This window comes from Sphingomonas sp. DMC6 (assembly GCF_056314225.1).
Window position 1 is genome coordinate 509,705 of sequence record NZ_JBQUYT010000003.1, and the last position, 18,909, is coordinate 528,613.

The window sequence follows — 18,909 nt, forward strand, 5'->3', positions numbered from 1 at the left end:
GAGGCAGGGGACCATGAGCAACATTACACCCGAACTCCGCGCCGCTGCGCACGTCTCCAAGGCCTGGCCCTATGAAGAGGCGCGCAAGCTGCTGAAACGCTACCCGCAGATCGACCAGGGTGGCGCGCCGGAGAAAGGCCATGTGCTGTTCGAAACCGGCTATGGCCCCTCGGGCCTGCCGCATATCGGCACCTTCAACGAAGTGCTGCGCACCACCATGGTTCGCCACGCGTTCGAGAGCCTGTGCGACGTGCCGACCCGCCTGCTCGCGTTCAGCGACGATATGGACGGGCTACGCAAGGTGCCGGACAATGTGCCGAACCAGGCGATGCTGCGCGAACATATCGGCAAGCCGCTGACCCGCATTCCCGATCCGTTCGAGAAGTATGAGAGCTTCGCGCACCACAACAATGCGATGCTGCGCGAATTCCTCGACCGCTTCGGCTTCGACTATGAATTCGCGTCCTCGACCGACTATTACACCAGCGGCCGGTTCGACGAAGCGCTGAAGGGCGTGCTGCGCCATTACCAGGGCATCATGGACGTGATGCTGCCGACGCTGCGCGCCGAGCGCCAGGCGACCTATTCGCCGGTGCTGCCGGTCAGCCCCAAGTCGGGCATCGTGCTGCAGGTACCGGTCGAAGTGGTCGATGCGGAGGCCGGCCTGATCGCCTTCGAGGATGAAGGCGAGCGTATCGTGCAGTCGGTGCTCGGCGGCAAGGCCAAGCTCCAGTGGAAGGTCGACTGGGCGATGCGCTGGGTGGCGCTCGACGTCGATTACGAGATGGCCGGCAAGGATCTGATCGATTCGGTCACCCAGTCGGGCAAGATCGCGCGCGTGCTCGGCGGCCGCCCGCCCGAAGGCTTCAACTACGAGATGTTCCTCGACGAAAAGGGCGAAAAGATCTCCAAGTCAAAGGGTAACGGCCTCAGCCTTGAGCAATGGCTGACCTATGGTCCCGAAGAGAGCATCGCCTTCTATGCCTATCGCGAGCCGAAAAAGGCCAAGCAACTGCATCTGGGCGTAATCCCGCGCGCGATCGACGAGTACTGGCAGTTCCGCGGCAATTATGGGGGTCAGCCGATCGAGCAGAAGCTGGGCAACCCGGTTCATCATATCCACAATGGCGAGCCGCCGGCGGAGACGCTGCCGGTCACCTTCGGGCTGCTGCTCAATCTGGTCGGGGTGATGGGCGAGGCGACCAAGGAGCAGGTCTGGGGCTATCTGGCCAATTATGTGCCCGAAGCGACGCCCGAGACCTATCCCGCGCTCGACCGGCTGATCGGCTACGCGCTGGCCTATGCCCGCGACTTCGTGGCGCCGACGCTGAAGAAGCGGGCGCCGCAGGGCGTGGAAGTGGCGGCGCTGCAGCGGCTCGACGCCGAGCTGGCGGGCATGGCGGCGGACACGCCGGCGGAGGCGATCCAGGACGCGATCTACGAGATCGGCAAGACCGGCGGGTTCGAGAATCTGCGCGACTGGTTCAAGGCACTCTATGAAACGCTGCTCGGTTCGGAACAGGGACCGCGCATGGGCAGTTTCATTGCGCTCTACGGCATCGAGAACAGCCGGAAACTGATCGCGGAGGCGCTGGCGCGGGGGGCCTGATCCGATCCTCCACCGCCAGGGAGAGGATCGACGAAGCCGCGAACGCTTTAATTCCCCTCCCTGCGTGCAGGGAGGGGTCAGGGGTGGGTCCGCCGCCGTCAGGCGGCGGGTTTCACTCTCGACCGAGGGAAAAGTCTTTTGAGGCGCGCAGACGCGCGCACCCACCCCCTGCCCCTCCCTTGCAGGGAGGGGAGAAAAGGGGTCCACACCAAACGGGAGGAGCCGACCCATGCGACGCCGTATCCGCCATATCCGCTCGGCGACGCGGGCCTTTCTCCACGGCGAGGCGTCGGGCGGGATCGTCCTGATCGCGGCGGCGGCGCTGGCACTGCTGGCGGCAAACCTGTCCGCCACGGCCGAGCCCTATTTCCACCTGCTCCATGCCGAAACCGGCCCGGTGATCGCCCCGCGCCACGGGCCGATGACGGTGCATCTGTGGATCAATGACGGGCTGATGGCGATCTTCTTCCTGCTCGTCGGGCTGGAGATCAAGCGCGAATTCCTCGACGGGCGGCTGGCGAGCTGGGAGCGGCGGCGGCTGCCGGTGATCGCGGCGGCGGCAGGAATGCTGGCACCGGCAATCCTGTTCCTGGCCGTAGCCGGCACCCGGCCGGAACTGCGTCAGGGATGGGCAATCCCGGCCGCCACCGACATCGCCTTCGCCGTCGGCGTGCTCGCGCTGCTCGGCACCCGCGCGCCGCCGGCGCTGAAGCTGTTCCTCACCGCCGTCGCCATTGTCGACGATATGGGCGCAGTCGCGATCATCGCACTAGCCTATACCAGCGGGCTCGACATGTTGGCGCTGGGCCTCGCCGCGCTGGTGCTGATGGCGATGTATCTGCTGAACAAGAGCGGCGTGCGGCGGCTGACGCCCTATCTGCTGCTCGGCCTTCTCTTGTGGCTGTTCGTGTTCCGCTCGGGCGTCCACGCGACCATCGCCGGCGTGCTGACGGCAATGATGATTCCGATCACGCCCTCTCCCGCCGCGCCCGACGATGCCACCTCGCCGCTCCACCGGCTGGAACATGCGCTGCATCCCTGGACGGCGTTCCTGATCGTGCCGCTGTTCGGCTTCGCCAATGCCGGCGTCGCACTGGATGGCCTGTCCCCGGCGATACTGCTGGAGCCGCTGCCGCTGGGCGTGACGCTCGGCCTGTTCCTCGGCAAGCAGCTCGGCATTTTCGGCAGCGTCTGGGCGGCCGTGAAGCTGGGACTGGCGAAACGCCCCGGCAATGCCGGCTGGGGGCAGATTTATGGCGTGTCGCTGCTCGCGGGCATCGGCTTCACGATGAGCCTGTTCATCGGCGGCCTCGCCTTTCCGGGCGACCCGCTGCTGGTCGACGAAGTGAAGATCGGCGTGCTGGTCGGATCGATCCTGTCGGCAGCGCTGGGCTATGCCTTGCTGCGCTGGAGCGGTACGCGGAAGAATTGCCAGCCGGAGCGAAGCGTGTAGGCTGGGGGTTTCGGCGCACAAGCGCCTGATCCGGAGGCCTATCTTGAACCTGAAGCATGTTCTTCTGGCAACGACCCTGGGCGTTGTTGCAGCCGTTGGCGCCGTCGCCGCCCCCCCGCTGGGCGACGACCCGGACCGGACCGCAGCGCCGGGCGCGGAGGCCACGCGCTATGGCACCTGGGGCTTCGACATCAGCGGCATGGACACCAGCGTGAAGCCCGGCGACGACTGGTATCGCTTCGTCAACGGCAGCTGGGCGGCGCGGACGACCATTCCGGCCGATCGTTCCTCCTATGGCGCCTTTATTCAGCTGCGCGATCTTTCCGAAGTGCGGCTGCGCAGCCTGATCGAAGGGTATAGCCCCGCCGACACCGCCCATCCCGACCGGCGCAAGGCGGCATTGCTCTATGCTGCCTTCCTGGATGCGGCGACGGCGGAGAAGCTCGACGCCAGCCCGCTGCTCGAGCGGCTGCAGCCGGTAAAGGCCGCCGCCACCAAGGCCGATATGGCCCGGCTGATGGGCGCTTCGTTCGGCGGCTTCGGCGCCAGCTTCTTCGGCGTCGGCGTCAACGACGATCCCAAGCAGCCCGATGTCTATGCGCTCAGCCTGCGCCAGTCGGGCCTGGGGCTGGGCGACCGCGATCTGTATCTCGACCCGAAATTCGCCGCCCAGCGTGCCCGCTATCGCGACTATGTCGCGCAACTGCTCGGCATGTCCGGCTGGCCCGAGGCGCAGGCCGCTGCGGACAAGGTCGTCGCGCTGGAAACGCGGATCGCCGAGGCGCACTGGACGCGCGCGGAGAGCCGTGACCGCGATAAGACCTATAATCCCATGAGCCTCACCGAATTGCAGACCCAGGCCCCCGGTTTCGCCTGGACACCTTTCTGGCAGGCAGCGGGTCTGGGCAAGGCGACGCGCGTGATCGTTGCGCAGAACAGCGCGGTGCCGAAGATTGCCGGCATCTTTGCCGATACCGACCTCGCCACGCTGAAGGCATGGCAGGCCTTCCGCATCGCCGATGACATCGCGCCGCTGCTTTCGAAGCGGTTTTCGGATGCGCAGTTCGATTTCCGCCAACGCTTCCTGAACGGCCAGCCGCAGGAGCGCGAGCGCTGGAAGCGGGCGGTGTCGTTCACCGAACGCGCGATCGGCGAAGGTATCGGGCGCGATTATGTAGCGCTCTATTTCCCGCCGGAAAGCAAGACGAAGATGGAAGTGCTGGTCGGCAATCTGCGCACGGCGCTGGCCGGCCGCATTCGCAACCTCGCCTGGATGAGCCCCGCGACCAAGGAACAGGCGCTCGCCAAGCTGCAGGGCTTCACCGTCAAGGTCGGCTATCCGAGCAAGTGGCGCGATTACACCAAGCTCGACGTGCGGCCGGGCGATCTGGTCGGCAATGCCGAACGCGCCGGCCGGTTCGAGTGGGACTATCGCCGCAACCGGCTGGGCGGGCCCGTCGACAAGACCGAGTGGGGCATGACGCCGCAGACGGTCAACGCCTATTACAACTCGGTCAAGAACGAGATCGTCTTCCCGGCGGCGATCCTGCAGCCGCCCTTTTTCGACCCCAAGGCCGACGACGCCGTCAACTATGGCGGGATTGGCGGGGTGATCGGGCATGAGATCAGCCACGGCTTCGACGATCAGGGACGCAAGTCGGACGGCAACGGGGTTTTGCGCGACTGGTGGACAGCGGAGGACGCGACCAAGTTCGAGGCACAGGCAGTGCGGCTCGGCGCGCAATATGAGGCGTACAGCTTCGAGGGATTGCCGGGCCTGCACATCAATGGCCGCGCCTCGATGGGCGAGAATATCGGCGACCTGGGCGGCGTGCTGATCGCGCTCGATGCCTATCATGCCTCGCTGGGCGGCAAGCCGGCGCCGGTACTCGATGGCCTTACCGGCGACCAGCGCTTCTTCCTCGGCTGGGGCCAGGTGTGGCGCACGCTGTTCCGCACCGAGGCGCTGCGCCAGCAACTGGTGAGCGATCCGCACTCGCCGGGCCAGATCCGCGCGGTGAACCCGCTGCGCAATGTCGATGCCTGGTATGCGGCATGGCATATCGATGCCAGCCAGAAGCAATATGTCGCGCCCGAGGACCGGGTGCGCATCTGGTGATGCGCGCACGTGGCCGGCGGCGTTGACCGCCGGCCACGCGTCAGTTCGCCAGTTGCGGAAAGGCGGCGCGGAACGCCGCGACCTTCGGCTTGTCCCAGTGGACGATATAGGGATGAGTCGGGTTCCGGCGGTAGAAATCCTGATGATAGGCCTCGGCCGGGTAGAAGCCGCCGGTTTCGATCCGCGTCACGATCGGTCCGGGAAAAGCCCTTGTTCGGCCTAGCTGGGCGATATAGGCCGCTGCCACGCGCCGCTGGGCCGCGTCTTGCGGGAATATCGCCGAGCGATAGCTGGGGCCGCGGTCCGGCCCCTGGCGGTTCAGCTCGGTCGGGTCGTGTGCGACCGAGAAATAGACGCGCAGCAACGTGCCATAGCTGACCCGGGCGGGATCATAGACGATCTTCACCGCCTCGGCATGGCCGGTGCGTTCGGTCGACACCTGATCATAGGTGGCCGTGTTCGCGGTGCCGCCGGCATAGCCGCTGGTGACGGACTGCACGCCCTTCACCTGGCGAAACACCGCTTCCATGCCCCAGAAGCAGCCGCCCGCCAGCACCGCCACCTGTCGGCCGCCGGTCTTGGGCAGATCGAGCGTCGGGGCGGGAATCGCGACTGCCTGTTCGGCGGGGGCGCCACCGGCGGCGAGCAACAAGAGCGCACCGCCGGCAAAGCCGGCGAGGAGCAGCGGGAGCCTGGGAGTCTTGCGCAGCATAGACCCCTTATACGCGCAAACCCGCCTTCAGGTTACCCCGTACCGAAGGTCAGCGCAGCGCGGCGCAGGCGGTCTGGATGCGCGTGCAGGCTTCGCGCAGCAACGCTTCCGACGTCGCATAGCTGATCCGCATCGCCGGCGAGAGGCCGAACGCCGCGCCATGCACCGCCGCCACGCGCGCCTCGTCGAGGAAATAGCCGATCATTTCTTCGTCATTGGTGATCGTCTTGCCCTTGGGCGTGGTCTTGCCGATCAGCGCGCTGAATTCGGGATAGACATAGAAGGCGCCTTCGGGCGTCGGGCAGGTCATGCCGTCGATGTCGTTCAGCATGCCGACCACCAGATCGCGGCGCGTCTGGAACGCGGCCGCACGGTCCTTCAGGAAACTCTGGTCGCCGGTAAGCGCCGCCACCGCCGCCGCCTGGGCGATCGAGCAGGGGTTCGAGGTCGACTGCGACTGGAGCTTGGCGATCGCCTTGATCAGCGGCGCCGGGCCGCCGGCGAAGCCGATCCGCCAGCCGGTCATCGCATATGCCTTGGAGCAGCCGTTCACCGTCAGCGTGCGGTCGTAGAGCGACGGGCACACCTGCGCGATGGTCGCGAATTCGAAACCGTCGTACAGGATATGCTCGTACATATCGTCGGCGAACACCCAGACATGCGGGTGGCGCTCGATCACTTCGCCCAGCGCCTTCAGCTCGGCGGCCGAATAGGCGGCACCGGTGGGGTTGGACGGCGAGTTGAGGATCACCCACTTGGTCTTCGGCGTGATCGCCGCTTCCAGCTGCGCAGGCGTGATCTTGTAGTGCTGGTCGGCGCCGGCGGCGATGAACACCGGGGTGCCGCCCGCGAACTGCACCACGTCAGGATAGCTGACCCAATAGGGGGCGGGCACAATCACTTCATCCCCCGCACCCACCGTCGCGACGATCGCGTTGAACAGGGTGTGCTTGCCGCCCACGTTCACGGTGATCTGCTGGGGCGTATAGTCCAGTCCGTTGTCGCGCTTGAACTTCAGCGCAATCGCGTCCTTCAGCTCGGCGGTGCCGTCGACATTGGTATATTTGGTCTTGCCGTCGCGGATCGCCTGGATCGCGGCTTCCTTGACGAAATCGGGCGTGTCGAAATCGGGCTCGCCCGCGCCCAGGCCGATCACGTCGACACCGGCACGCTTCAGCTCGAACACGCGGCTGGTCATGGCGAGCGTGGCGGAGGGCTGGATGCGCTGGAGCGCGGCGGAAGTCTGCATGGGTCGGGCGCCTTTTCCGGGAAAGATGCGGCGCCTATAGGTCCGCTTCGGCGCTTTCCGCAACTGGTACTGCTGCAACCAGTCCGCGCAGCGCATTGCCGACGAAGAATCCGCCCGCCAGATCGGCCGGGCGCAGATCGCCCTCCACCGCGCGGCCGGTCGCCAGCAGCTCGGCCCGCAGCACGCCGGGAAGCAGCCCGCGCGACAAGGGTGGCGTCACCAGCACGCCGTTCCGCTCCACGAATACCGAGGTGAAGCTGCCTTCGGTCACAAAGGCGTCTGCATCGGTGAACACCACTTCCCATGTTCCGGCCGCGGCGCGGGGGGCATCATAGAGTGCCCGCCGCGTCGTCTTGTGCGCCAGGCGGAAGTCGTCTCGCGCAACTTGATGGCGCACCAGCCGCACCGGCACCGGTGCGCCGGGCGCCTCTGGGAGAGGCGCGACGCCGATCGCGATGCCGCCCCGGGGGCCCGCGACCAGCCGCACCCGCGCCGGCGCGCGCAAACGGAAGGTCGCGGCCTGCAATTCGTTGCGCGCGCCGTGCCGGTCGAAGGGAAAGCCCAGCGCCTGCGCGCTTGCCTTGATCCGCTCGAGATGCCGCTCGAGCAGCAGAATGCCGACTTCGGGATCGAAGCGCATCGTCTCTATAAGGTCGAAGTCGCGCTCGCCCGCCGTCACGAACGCGCCCTTGGCCAGGCATTCGCGCCATTCCGCATCGGGGTCGGAATCGGCGACCACGCCCGAGCCGAGCCCCAGCGAGGCAGCGCCGTCCGCACCGATTTCGAGCGTCCGGATCGCCACGTTGAATTGCGCATCGCCATTGGCATCCAGCCTCCCGATCGAACCGGTATAGGCGGCGCGCGGGCCGGATTCGACTGTTTCGATCACCTGCATGGCACGAATCTTGGGCGCGCCCGTCACCGATCCGCAGGGAAACAGCGCCGCCAGCGCATCGACCGCATCCCGGTCGGGCGCCAGCATGGCGGTGACGGTCGATGTCATCTGGTGCACGGTCGGATAGGTTTCCACCTCGAACAGTGCCGGCACCGCGACGCTGCCGGGGCGGGCAACGCGGCCGAGATCGTTGCGCATCAGGTCGACGATCATCAGATTTTCGGCACGCTGCTTGGCATCGGCCTGCAGCGCTGCGGCGAGGGCGCGGTCTTCGCCGGGGTCGGCGCCGCGCGGCGCGGTGCCCTTCATCGGCCGCGCCGTCAGCCGCCCGTCCTCCAGCGCAAAGAACAGCTCGGGCGAAAGACTGAGCAGCCAGCGCGCGCCGGTCGCGACCAGCGCGCCATAGCCGGCCTGCGCCCGCCCGCGCAGCAGCGCATAGAGCGCCGCCGGATGGCCCGCGACCGGCACCGTCGCGCGAAAGGTAAGGTTCGCCTGATAGATGTCGCCGGCGCGGATATAGTCGAGCACCTGGGCGATCGCCGCGTCATAGTCGGCGCGCGCCACAGCCGGGTGCGGCGCGCCGGCCCAGGCGCCTGCGGGATCGGGCAGCAAGCCTGTCACATCCTCGACCGGCCGATAGCCGCGGAACAGCCCGAACCATAAGAGCGGCCCCGCATCGGCACGCGCCGGAACATGCGGCGCGAGCGCGGCGCCCGCTTCATAAGCAAGGTATCCCGCCGCATCGAGGCCCTCGGCCGCCGCCGCACGCAAGCGGTCGAGCGCCGGCGCCACCTCTTCCAGCCGTTCCGCCGTCACGATTGCCACCGGGTCGACATAAAGCCGCGCCGGCCCCGCACGGGCACGCGCATCATCGAGCAGGACGAAGGGCGGCGACAACAGCATCAGCCGCCCGGAATGCAACCCTGCGCGTCGATCGGCAAGCCCGTGTTGCCGCGAGCCCCGGCGATCACTAGGTCGGCACCATGTCGACCCCGTCCGCAAACCCCGCCGATACCCCGCTGCGCGCAGCCATCGTGCCGGTCACGCCGCTCCAGCAGAATTGCACGCTGTTGTGGTGCACGAAAACGATGCGCGGCGCCTTTGTCGACCCGGGCGGCGACCTGCCCCGGCTGAAGGCGGCCGCCGCCCAGCACGGCGTGACGATCGAGAAGCTGCTGATCACCCATGGCCATATCGATCATTGCGGCGGCGCCGCCGAATTCGCGCGCGAACTTGGCGTGCCGATCGAAGGCCCGCACGAGGCCGATCGTTTCTGGGTCGCCCAGCTGGAGGATGACGGACGCCGCTATGGCATTCGCGGCGCCCCGTTCGAGCCGGCGCGCTGGCTGGTGCAGGGCGATCAGGTAACGGTGGGCGAACTGGTGCTCGATGTCCATCACTGCCCCGGGCACACGCCGGGCCATGTCGTGTTCCACCACGCCCCCTCGAAGCTGGCGATCGTCGGCGACGTGCTGTTCCAGGGATCGATCGGCCGCACCGACTTTCCGCTGGGCAACCACCAGGATCTGCTCGATTCGATCACGGGCCGGCTCTGGCCGCTGGGGGACGACACGGTGTTCGTCCCCGGGCACGGCCAGCCGAGCAATTTCGGCCACGAACGCAGGACAAACCCCTTCGTGGCCGATTCGGTGCTGGCGCGCGCCTGAACTCAGTGCAGCGGGTTCATGCCCATGCGCCCGAGCCAGACGGCATAGCCCGCCAGCACGATCATCGTGCCGAAGGTGAGCATGATGCCGGCCTGACGCGCGCGCAGCATGCCGTCCATGCCGAACGGGTGCAGCACCCGGCCGAGCAGGAACAGCGACGACACGATCCACAGGAACAGGCTGGTGCCCTTGGCCAGCTCGATCAAGCCGATCAGGATGAGCGCGATCGGCGTATATTCGGCGAAATTGAGCTGCGCGCGCATCCGCGCGGTGAGGCGCGGGCTGCCGCCGTCGCCCACCAGCACCTTGTCGGCGAATCGCAGCTGGATGACGCGAATCGCCAGCCACAGGTTGATCAGCGCAGCAGCGCCCGCGCTCGTCAGCGTAACCGGCAGGTAAAACATCGGGCCTTCCCCCTCTCCGTCCAGGTGATAGCGCCCAGTGCCAGTTGCGGCTTGCGCTTGCAACGCGAAGAAGAATCGCTATACGCGCGGGCTCGCTTCGTGACCTGCCTGCTGGTCCGGCAAGCGGCCGGCCTAGCCGTCGCTTGCCCTGAAAGACCTGTGGGCGTATCGCGACTTTATTGATTCAGTAGCTTATTGAAGGTGCCTAGATGGCCGTTCCGAAGAGAAAGACCTCGCCGTCGCGGCGTGGCATGCGCCGGTCGCACGATGCGCTCACCGTCGAGGCATTCCAGGAATGCCCGAACTGCGGCGAGCTGAAGCGCCCGCACAATCTGTGCAATGCCTGCGGCCATTATAACGGCCGCGAGATCGTTTCGGTCGAGGGCTGAGCCACGGTCCGCAACGGGGGGTTGCCGGCATGACCATTCCCTCGCGAATCGCCGTCGATGCGATGGGCGGTGATGAGGGAATTGCTGTCATGCTGGCCGGAGCCGCGCGTGCGCGCCGCCGCTTCGACGGGATGGAATTCATCCTGGTCGGCGATGAAGCACGGATTCGCGAAGGCCTGAAGGCGCATCCCAATCTGGCAGCCGCATCGGAGATCGTCCATGCGGAAGGCGTGGTTGCGGCCGATGCAAAGCCCAGCCAGGCGATCCGTCGCGCCAAGACGACCTCGATGGGCATTGCCATCGATCAGGTAAAGCAGGGCCGGGCCGGCGCTGCCGTGTCCTCCGGCAATACCGGCGCCCTGATGGCGATGGCGAAGCTGGCGCTGCGGACGATGCCCGGCATCGACCGGCCGGCGCTTGCCGCGCTGATGCCCTCGCTGGGCGCCAACGACACGGTGATGCTCGACCTCGGTGCCAATACCGAAGTCGACGAGCGCAATCTGGTGCAGTTCGCCGTGATGGGCGCCGCCTATGCCCGCACCGCGCTGGACCTGGATCGCCCGCGCGTGGCGCTGCTCAACATCGGCACCGAAGAGATGAAGGGCACCGACAGCATCCGCGATGCTGCCGCCCGGCTCCGCGCCGCCAGCCATTTGCCGCTGGAATTCACCGGCTTCATCGAAGGCAACCGCCTGTCGCGCGGCGATGTCGACGTGATCGTGTGCGACGGCTTTTCGGGCAATATCGCGCTCAAGACCGCCGAGGGCACCGCCCGTTTCGTCGCCGATCTGCTGCGCCGTGCCTTCCAGAGCTCGATCCGTTCGAAGATCGGCTTTCTGATCTCGCGCCCGGCGACCGAGCTGCTGCGCCATCATCTCGACCCCAACAACCATAATGGCGCCGTGTTTCTGGGTCTGAACGGCATTGTCGTGAAGAGCCATGGCGGCGCCAACGAAATCGGCGTCGATACCGCGATCGGCTTCGCGGCGAAGATGGTACGCGACGATCTGACTCGGCGGATCGCCGAGGATCTGGGTAATTTCGAGGCCAAGGCCGCTTGAACAACGATAAGGAAGGCGTCGCATGACCGTGCGTTCGGTGATCATCGGCACGGGATCGGCACTGCCGGCACGCCGCGTCAGCAATGCAGAGCTGGCCGCAAAGGTCGACACGTCGGACGAATGGATCGTCGAGCGGACCGGCATCCGCTTCCGCCATATTGCCGGTGACGAAGAGACGACCGGCACGCTGGCAGCCGATGCCGCGCGGGCCGCGATCGACGCCGCCGGAATTGCCGCGGCAGACATCGACCTGATCGTGCTGGCGACCGCCACGCCCGACCAGACCTTTCCCGCCACCGCCACCCGCGTGCAGAACGCGCTGGGTATCCTCGATTGCGTCGCGTTCGACGTTGCCGCCGTCTGCTCTGGCTTTCTCTATGCCGTCCAGGTCGCCGATTCGATGCTGCGCGCCGGCGTCCATCGTCGGGCGCTGGTGATCGGCGCAGAGACGTTCAGCCGCATTCTCGACTGGGAAGACCGCACCACCTGCGTGCTGTTCGGCGACGGCGCCGGCGCGATCGTGCTCGAGGCGCAGGACAGCCCCGATGATGCGGCGCGCGGCATTCTGAGCACCAAGCTGCATGCGGACGGTCGCTATAACGACCTGCTCTATGTCGATGGCGGCCCCTCGACCACGGGCACCGTCGGCAAGCTTCGCATGAAGGGACGCGAAGTGTTCCGCCACGCGGTCGTCAATCTGGCATCGGTGATGGAAGAGGCGCTGGCTGCCGCCGGACTCGATTCGAGCGCGGTCGATTGGGTGGTGCCGCACCAGGCCAATGCGCGAATTCTCGATGCGACCGCGCGCAAGCTCAATCTCGCGCCAGAAAAGGTGATCGTCACCGTCGATCAGCACGCCAATACCTCGGCAGCATCGGTGCCGCTGGCGCTAGATTCCGCGGTTCGGGACGGCAGAATCCGTCGCGGCGACTTGCTGGTGTTGGAAGCGATGGGCGGCGGATTTACCTGGGGCGCCGCCGTCGTACGGTTCTGATACATCCGGCCATGCCCGACCTACGTGTTTTTCCAGTATTTGTCTGTACCGTTGCTGCGGCACAATAGGTGCGCTTGCTACAGCAAAACGATCTGGTAGATTCGCGCATCGGACATGAAAGGAAATTGCGAGATGACCGCTGCCGGAACGTTAACGCGCGCTGATTTGGCTGAATCTCTGCATCGCGAAGTAGGTCTTTCCCGCGCCGACGCGGCGCGTCTGGTCGAACAGATCCTCCAGCACATGTGCGAAGCACTTGCTCGCGGCGAAAATGTGAAGATTTCCGGCTTCGGCAGCTTCATTCTGCGCGACAAGGGCGAGCGTATCGGCCGCAATCCCAAGACCGGCGTCGAAGTGCCGATTGCACCGCGCCGCGTTCTCACCTTCCGTGCCAGCCAGATGATGCGCGATCGCATCGTCGCTGCGGGCTGATAGCGTCGTGCCGGCGACCGAGAAGGCCGCTGGCGCCTTGCGCACTATTGGCGAATTGGCCGAAGAGATCGGCCGCCCCCAGCACATCCTGCGTTATTGGGAGACGCGGTTTCCGCAGCTGAAACCGCTCACCCGCGCGGGCAACCGGCGCTATTATCGCCCGGACGATGTCGCGCTGGTCCGCCGCATCCACCATCTGCTGAGCAACGAAGGCTATACGATCCGCGGCGTCCAGCGCCTGCTGGCCGCAGAGAAGGCCGCGCGCGGCCGTGGCCGGGCGAGCGAGTTGCAGGCGATCCGCGATACGCTGGCCGAGGCACTGGCCGCCGACGGCTGACACCAAGGTGGATGGGTGCTGACCTATCCCGCTTCCCTCTGTCATCCCGGCGGAAGCCGGAATGTGGACTCACATTCGAAGTGCAACGGCTGTTGCGCCCATGCCTCGGCGGGTGTTCTGAAGTCGAGGCATTTGCGGGGCGTGTTGTTGTATCTGGCGGCGATGGCGGCGAACTGATCGGCGCCGAGGTCGTCGAGATTGGTTCTGCGCGGCAGGTAGCGTCGCAGGCGTCCGATAGCGTTTTCGACGCCGCCCTTTTGCCAAGGGGCATGTGGGTCGCAGAAGAAGGTTCGGATGCCGATTTGCTCGGCGAGCCTGTAATGTTCGGCAAATTCGGTGCCGTTATCGACGGTCAGGGTGGTGCGCATGGCCTTGGGCCATGGGCGGAGAAGGTCGGCGAGCACGATACGGTGCGGGCGGCTTTGCGGTCTGGCGGTCGTGCCAGCAGGATAATGCGCGAGGCGCGCTCCTGGGCGACGAGGATGTTGTCGCCGTAGCGGGCGAACAGCATGTAATCGGCTTCCCAATGGCCTGGGGTCCGGCGATCCGCGGCATCGGCGGGCCGCTCGGCGATGGGTGCGCGCAGGCGAATGAAGCTGGCCGGCGAACCACCGGGTTTACGCCGCCACCCACGCTTGGCCTTGGCGCAGGGCAGATAGTGGCGCCAGGCGCCATCGTTGGTCCGGCGCAGTTGTGCGTAGACGAACCGATAGATGCTCTCGTGGCTGATGCACGGCTTGCCGGCTTCACGGGCGAGGCGCCCGGCGACCTGTTCGGGCGACCAGCCCGCCGCGAGACCGGCCAGCACCTTCTCGCGCAAGCCCGCATCGCGTTCCAGCCGGCTGCCCGTCCAGCGCCGGGCCCGCGCCTGCTCCTCGGCATAGACCGGCTTGTAGCCAACCGTCTTGCCGCTGTTGCGCTTCAGCTCCCGAGCAATCGTCGATGCCGGGCGATCCACAGCTGCCGCGATTTGCCGGCACGATTGCCCGGCTTCGCGAAGCCGGGCAATCGTGCACCGCTCCTCAAGGCTGAGCTGGCGGTAATGCTCTCCCATGACAACACCCTAACCTGGTGTTGCACTTCGTTTGTGAACTCAGCGGATCCATTCGCCACTCGTGCTCAGCAAGAGGCGATAGCGAGACTCCAATGGACCCCGGCTTTCGCCGGGGTGACGCCTCACGGAGCAGCGATGGGTTCTTATCAGCGCAACTCGGTATGCGCCGTCGGGGGCTGGTCAGCGCTCCCGCCCCACTCCCGCCACTGCCGGCGTGCGCGCCACCTCGTCCTGTCTCGGCATCTTGCGGAACAGCGAGCGGTCTTCCGGGCCGAAGCCGAAATGGATGATGACGAACAGAAACGTCATCGCGATCGACGGCATGCCGACCGCCAGTTCGACCCATTCGAGCTTGCGGGGCAGCGACAGGAAGGCATAGCCGACCAGCATCGCCATGCCGATGGCGGCAAAGAAGCTGATCCGCAGGCTGACCACCGGCGCGCCGAGCAGCCGCCGCAGCAACAGCGCCTTCGCTGCCGAACCGATGGTGAGCGCCAGCACCAGCGCCAGCGCCGGGCCGGCCGCCTGCACCATCAGCGGCAGCCCCTCGCCGCGCGCAACGAACACGAACACGAAGCTGAGCGTGATCTGGAGCAGCAACACGCACAGCGAAATCGCCAGATTGGTGTGGCGGGCGATATAGACGAGCGCCGTCTCGCACACGGCCCCCGGCGAGGCGAGCACTTCGGCGACCAGCAGGATGCACAGCGCCCCTGCCCCGGCCACGAACTCGCGGCCGATCAGCCCCATCACGCCTTGTGCGGGAATGGCGAACATCACTGCCAGCGCGGCCTGCGCGCACAGAATCCAGAAACCGACCTGGCGCACCTGCCGGGCGACTGCGGGACGATCATGGGCCGCCAGGCTCTGCGTCACCACCGGCCCCAGGATCGGGTCGAAACTCGACTTCAGCCGCTGCGGCACCGACGTGACCTGCTGCGCCATATAATAGATGCCGACCACCGTAGGGGTGAACAACAGCCCCAGGATGAACCGGTCGACATTGCGCGTCGCCCATTCGATCGCATCGGCGCCGGCCAGCGGCGCGTTGCGGCGCGCCAGCCCCCAGATTTCGACAAGCCGCGGCCGCCAGCCTTGCGGAACTCCATATTCGCGCAGGAACGGCACCAGCGATGCGATCAGCGCCGCGCTCATCGACAGGACATAGGCCAGCAGCAGCCCGTCCCGCGCAGAAACATAGGAAAACAGCCAGGCGGCGATGCTGATCGTCCAGGGCTCGATGATCGCGCGGGCAGTCACCGAGGCGCCGATATTGTGGCGATAGGCAAGCGCCGAAAGCGATACGTCGGACAGCGCCGTGGCGATCACTACCAGCGGCAGCAGCCGCTCGAACCCCACCACTGCGCTGTTGGGAAACAGCGCCTGGGGGAAGGCGACCAATATACCGCTGGCGATCAGCGCCGTTACAAAGGCGACTGCCATCGCGTCCCACACCACATGCGTGTGCGGCCGGTCCGTGCTCGACAGCGCCTGTGCCAGCCCGCGTTTCAGGCCCAGCGTGGCGACCAGCGCAACGAACTCGATGACCAGCACCGCGATGGCATAGCGGCCGACGATGTCGGGCCCATAGGCGCGGCCGGCGATGAACAGAAAGGGCAGCCGCGCGGCAAGCCGCAGCACGAACCCCATGATGTTGGTGCGGCCGCCCTTGGCGAGAGCGTTGATGTCTTCGGACGCGGCGGCCTGGCTCAATGCGCGGCGCCCCAGCTTGGACCAACGCCGATTTCGACGCCCAGCGGCACGGTGAGCTTGATCGCCGGCTCGGCCGCCGTCGCCATCACGCGCTCGATCACCGGCTTCGCCGCCGCGACATCGGCTTCGGGCAGCTCAAACACCAGTTCGTCATGCACCTGGAGCAGCATCCGCACATTCGGCAGGCCGGCCTCGCGCAGCGCCGGCCCCATGCGGGCCATGGCGCGCTTGATGATGTCGGCGCTGGTGCCCTGGATCGGCGCGTTGATCGCGGCGCGCTCGCTGCCCGCGCGCTCGTTCGGGTTGGACGATTTGAGCCGCGGGAAATGCGTCTTCCGCCCGAACAGCGTGGTCGTATAGCCGCGCTCCTTCGCCTCGCGCAGCGTATCGGCGATATAGCGGTTGATGCCGGGGAAGCGCTCGAAATAGCGGCTGATCATCGCCTGTGCCTCGTCGGGCGTCACGTCGAGCCGGCCGGCCAGGCCCCAACGCGAAATGCCGTAGAGAATCGCGAAGTTGATCGTCTTGGCCCGTCCGCGCGTGTCGCGATTGACTTCGCCGAACAGCTCCATCGCGGTCATGCTGTGGATGTCGTCGCCGCGCTCGAACGCCGTGCGCAGCGCCGGCACGTCGGCGATATGCGCGGCCAGCCGCAGCTCGATCTGCGAATAGTCGGCCGACAGGATGACATTGCCCGGCTCCGCGACGAACGCATCGCGGATCTGGCGGCCGGTTTCGGTGCGGATCGGGATGTTCTGCAGGTTCGGATCGGTCGACGAAAGCCGCCCGGTCTGCGCGCCGGTAAGGCTGTAGCTGGTGTGCACGCGCCCCGTCGCCGGGTTGATCTGCGCCTGCAGCGCGTCGGTATAGGTCGATTTGAGCTTGGTGAGCTGGCGCCAGTCGAGCACCTTCAGCACCATCTCGCGGCCGGGCGAATCCTTGTCGGCGGCGATGCGCTCCAGCTCGTTCACATCGGTCGAATAGACGCCCGACTTGCCCTTGCGACCGCCTTTGATGCCCATCTTGTCGAACAGCACGTCGCCCAGCTGCTTGGGGCTGCCGATGGTGAACTTGAATCCGGCGATGCCGTGGATTTCCTCCTCCAGCGCCGCGATCTGCTGCGAGAAGTCGGCGGACAGGCGGGCGAGCACCCCGGCATCGACCTTGATGCCCGCGCTCTCCATTTCCGCCAGCACGCCCACCAGCGGCCGGTCGACCATTTCATAGACGCGCGTCACGCTCTCATAGGCGAGCCGCGGCTTCAGCCGCCGCCACAGCCGCAGCGTCACATCGGCATCCTCGGCGGCGTATCGGGTGGCGGTCTTCAGATCGACCTGGCCGAAGCTGAGCTGGCTCTTCCCCGTGCCGACCACGTCCTTGTAGGCGATGCAACTGTGCGACAGATGCGTCGCCGCCAGCTCGTCCATCCCATGCCCGTGCAGCCCGGCATCGAGGTCGAAGCTCATCACGATCGTATCGTCATAGGGCGCAACGCGGATGCCGGCGCGGCCGAGCACGATCATGTCGTACTTCAGATTATGGCCGATCTTGAGCACCGCCGGATCCTCGAACAGCGGCTTCAGCCGGGCGAGCGCCTCCGCGCGATCGATCTGCACCGGCTTTTCGGCGAACATGTCGGTACCGCCATGGCCGAGCGGGATATAGCAGGCGAGGTTCGGCGCCAGCGCCATGCTGACCCCGACCAGATCGGCCTGCGTCGCGTCCAGCCCGCTCGTCTCGGTATCGATCGCAACCCACCCCTGATGGCGCGCCACCGTCACCCAGCGTTCCAGCGCGGCAAGGTCGGTAACGGTCTCATAGCCGTCATAGTTGCAGGGCGGGTCTTCCTTCACGCCGGGCGTTTCGGGCTCCGCGACCGGTGCATCGGCGACGGTGCCCAGCCGGGCGATCAGCGACTTGAAGCCGTGATGCTCGAGGAACGCGCGCAGCGGCGCATCCGGAATCCCCTGCAGCACCAGCGCCTCGAGCGGTTCGGGAAGCGGCACGTCGCATTCGAGCGCGACCAGCTTGCGGCTCAGCCGCGCCATCTCGGCATGCTCGATCAGATTGTCGCGCAGCTTGCCCTTCTTCATCTCGGGCGCAGCGGCGAGCACCGATTCGAGGTCGCCATGCTCCAGGATCAGCTTGGCCGCCGTCTTGGGACCGATGCCCGGCACGCCCGGCACATTGTCGACACTGTCGCCCATCAGCGCCAGCACTTCGCCCAGCTTTTCCGGGCCGACCCCGAATTTCTCGCGCGTGTCATCCGGCCCCAGCCGCCGGTTGTTCATCGTATCGAGCATGTCGACCGACGGATCGGTCATCAGCTGCATCAGATCCTTGTCGGAACTGACGATCGTCACGGCCCAGCCCTGCGCCAGCGCGGCCTTGGTATAGCTGGCGATCAGGTCGTCCGCTTCCCAGCCCAGCTCCTCGATGCACGGCAGGCTGAACGCGCGGGTGGCGTCGCGGATCATCGGGAACTGCGGCACCAGATCCTCGGGCGCGGGCGGGCGGTGCGCCTTGTACTGGTCGTACAGATCGTTGCGGAAGGTGTGCTCGGACTTGTCGAGAATCACCGCCATGTGCGTTGGGCCGTCGGCCTTGTGCAGCTCGTCGGCCAGCTTCCAGAGCATGGTGGTATAGCCATAGACGGCCCCCACCGGCTCGCCATGCTTGTTGGTCAGCGGCGGCAGCCGATGATAGGCCCGGAAGATATAGCTGGAGCCATCGACGAGATAGAGATGCGGCATCGTGTTCGGGAGATAGCAGCGCGCGCGGCGCCCGTCATCCCGCTGCGAACAGGGCCGAAGCCCCGTTT

General features: G+C 66.5%; 15 protein-coding genes and 1 pseudogene. 9 read left to right on the forward strand and 7 right to left on the reverse strand.

Going from position 1 to position 18,909, the window contains the following annotated elements; all coding sequences use genetic code 11:
* The first annotated feature begins 13 nt into the window (after positions 1–13).
* The 3 genes from ACT53M_RS09765 (at position 14) to ACT53M_RS09775 (ending at position 5,181) form a co-directional block, all read left to right on the forward strand.
* Positions 14–1,609 carry a lysine--tRNA ligase gene (locus ACT53M_RS09765; RefSeq protein ID WP_476233012.1) on the forward strand — a complete coding sequence of 532 codons (1,596 nt, stop codon included), beginning with the start codon at positions 14–16 and terminating at the stop codon, positions 1,607–1,609.
* Positions 1,610–1,838: 229 nt separating this feature from the next.
* Complete coding sequence (gene nhaA / locus ACT53M_RS09770) at positions 1,839–3,062, forward strand: Na+/H+ antiporter NhaA (protein ID WP_476233014.1); 1,224 nt, start codon at positions 1,839–1,841, stop codon at positions 3,060–3,062.
* 43 nt (positions 3,063–3,105) lie between these two features.
* On the forward strand, positions 3,106–5,181 hold the full coding sequence (locus ACT53M_RS09775) for a M13 family metallopeptidase (RefSeq protein WP_476233015.1): 2,076 nt from the start codon (positions 3,106–3,108) through the stop codon (positions 5,179–5,181).
* 40 nt (positions 5,182–5,221) lie between these two features.
* Here the strand turns inward: ACT53M_RS09775 and msrA are convergent, their stop codons facing one another.
* The 3 genes from msrA to pabB are packed head-to-tail and all read right to left on the reverse strand — an operon-like array spanning position 5,222 to position 8,940.
* A complete protein-coding gene (gene msrA / locus ACT53M_RS09780) occupies positions 5,222–5,893 on the reverse strand; it encodes a peptide-methionine (S)-S-oxide reductase MsrA (RefSeq protein WP_476233016.1) in 672 nt (223 codons plus the stop codon).
* 49 nt (positions 5,894–5,942) lie between these two features.
* Positions 5,943–7,142, reverse strand: coding sequence for a pyridoxal phosphate-dependent aminotransferase (locus tag ACT53M_RS09785; RefSeq protein WP_476233017.1), 1,200 nt, complete (start codon positions 7,140–7,142; stop codon positions 5,943–5,945).
* Between the two features lie 34 nt (positions 7,143–7,176).
* Complete coding sequence (pabB, locus tag ACT53M_RS09790) at positions 7,177–8,940, reverse strand: aminodeoxychorismate synthase component I (protein WP_476233018.1); 1,764 nt, start codon at positions 8,938–8,940, stop codon at positions 7,177–7,179.
* 80 nt (positions 8,941–9,020) lie between these two features.
* Here pabB and ACT53M_RS09795 point away from each other — a divergent pair, with 80 nt between their 5' ends.
* Positions 9,021–9,704 (forward strand): MBL fold metallo-hydrolase, encoded by a 684-nt coding sequence (locus ACT53M_RS09795; protein ID WP_476233020.1) that lies wholly within the window; start codon positions 9,021–9,023, stop codon positions 9,702–9,704.
* A gap of 2 nt (positions 9,705–9,706) precedes the next feature.
* On the opposite strand, the gene ACT53M_RS09800 is transcribed toward ACT53M_RS09795, so the two are convergent.
* Positions 9,707–10,108: an MAPEG family protein gene (locus tag ACT53M_RS09800; RefSeq protein WP_476230020.1), complete on the reverse strand. Its 402-nt coding sequence runs from the start codon at positions 10,106–10,108 to the stop codon at positions 9,707–9,709.
* A 209-nt stretch (positions 10,109–10,317) separates the two neighbouring features.
* On the opposite strand from ACT53M_RS09800, the gene rpmF reads away from it, so the two are divergent.
* The 5 genes from rpmF to ACT53M_RS09825 all read left to right on the forward strand — a co-directional run bounded on the left by rpmF (position 10,318) and on the right by ACT53M_RS09825 (position 13,321).
* Positions 10,318–10,497: a 50S ribosomal protein L32 gene (gene rpmF / locus ACT53M_RS09805; RefSeq protein ID WP_476230019.1), complete on the forward strand. Its 180-nt coding sequence runs from the start codon at positions 10,318–10,320 to the stop codon at positions 10,495–10,497.
* Positions 10,498–10,526: 29 nt separating this feature from the next.
* Positions 10,527–11,558 carry a phosphate acyltransferase PlsX gene (gene plsX / locus ACT53M_RS09810; protein ID WP_476230017.1) on the forward strand — a complete coding sequence of 344 codons (1,032 nt, stop codon included), beginning with the start codon at positions 10,527–10,529 and terminating at the stop codon, positions 11,556–11,558.
* Between the two features lie 22 nt (positions 11,559–11,580).
* Complete coding sequence (locus ACT53M_RS09815; RefSeq protein WP_476233021.1) at positions 11,581–12,552, forward strand: beta-ketoacyl-ACP synthase III; 972 nt, start codon at positions 11,581–11,583, stop codon at positions 12,550–12,552.
* Between the two features lie 132 nt (positions 12,553–12,684).
* Positions 12,685–12,984: an integration host factor subunit alpha gene (locus ACT53M_RS09820; protein WP_476230014.1), complete on the forward strand. Its 300-nt coding sequence runs from the start codon at positions 12,685–12,687 to the stop codon at positions 12,982–12,984.
* Between the two features lie 7 nt (positions 12,985–12,991).
* A complete protein-coding gene (locus ACT53M_RS09825; protein ID WP_476233023.1) occupies positions 12,992–13,321 on the forward strand; it encodes a MerR family transcriptional regulator in 330 nt (109 codons plus the stop codon).
* Positions 13,322–13,362: 41 nt separating this feature from the next.
* Here ACT53M_RS09825 and ACT53M_RS09830 read toward each other — a convergent pair.
* The 3 genes and pseudogenes from ACT53M_RS09830 to polA all read right to left on the reverse strand — a co-directional run bounded on the left by ACT53M_RS09830 (position 13,363) and on the right by polA (position 18,841).
* A pseudogene (locus ACT53M_RS09830) lies at positions 13,363–14,375 on the reverse strand (IS30 family transposase).
* A gap of 180 nt (positions 14,376–14,555) precedes the next feature.
* Positions 14,556–16,088: a lipopolysaccharide biosynthesis protein gene (locus ACT53M_RS09835; protein WP_476233024.1), complete on the reverse strand. Its 1,533-nt coding sequence runs from the start codon at positions 16,086–16,088 to the stop codon at positions 14,556–14,558.
* Positions 16,085–18,841 carry a DNA polymerase I gene (gene polA / locus ACT53M_RS09840; RefSeq protein WP_476233026.1) on the reverse strand — a complete coding sequence of 919 codons (2,757 nt, stop codon included), beginning with the start codon at positions 18,839–18,841 and terminating at the stop codon, positions 16,085–16,087. The genes ACT53M_RS09835 and polA overlap by 4 nt, the downstream gene beginning before the upstream one ends.
* Between the last annotated feature and the right edge of the window lie 68 nt (positions 18,842–18,909).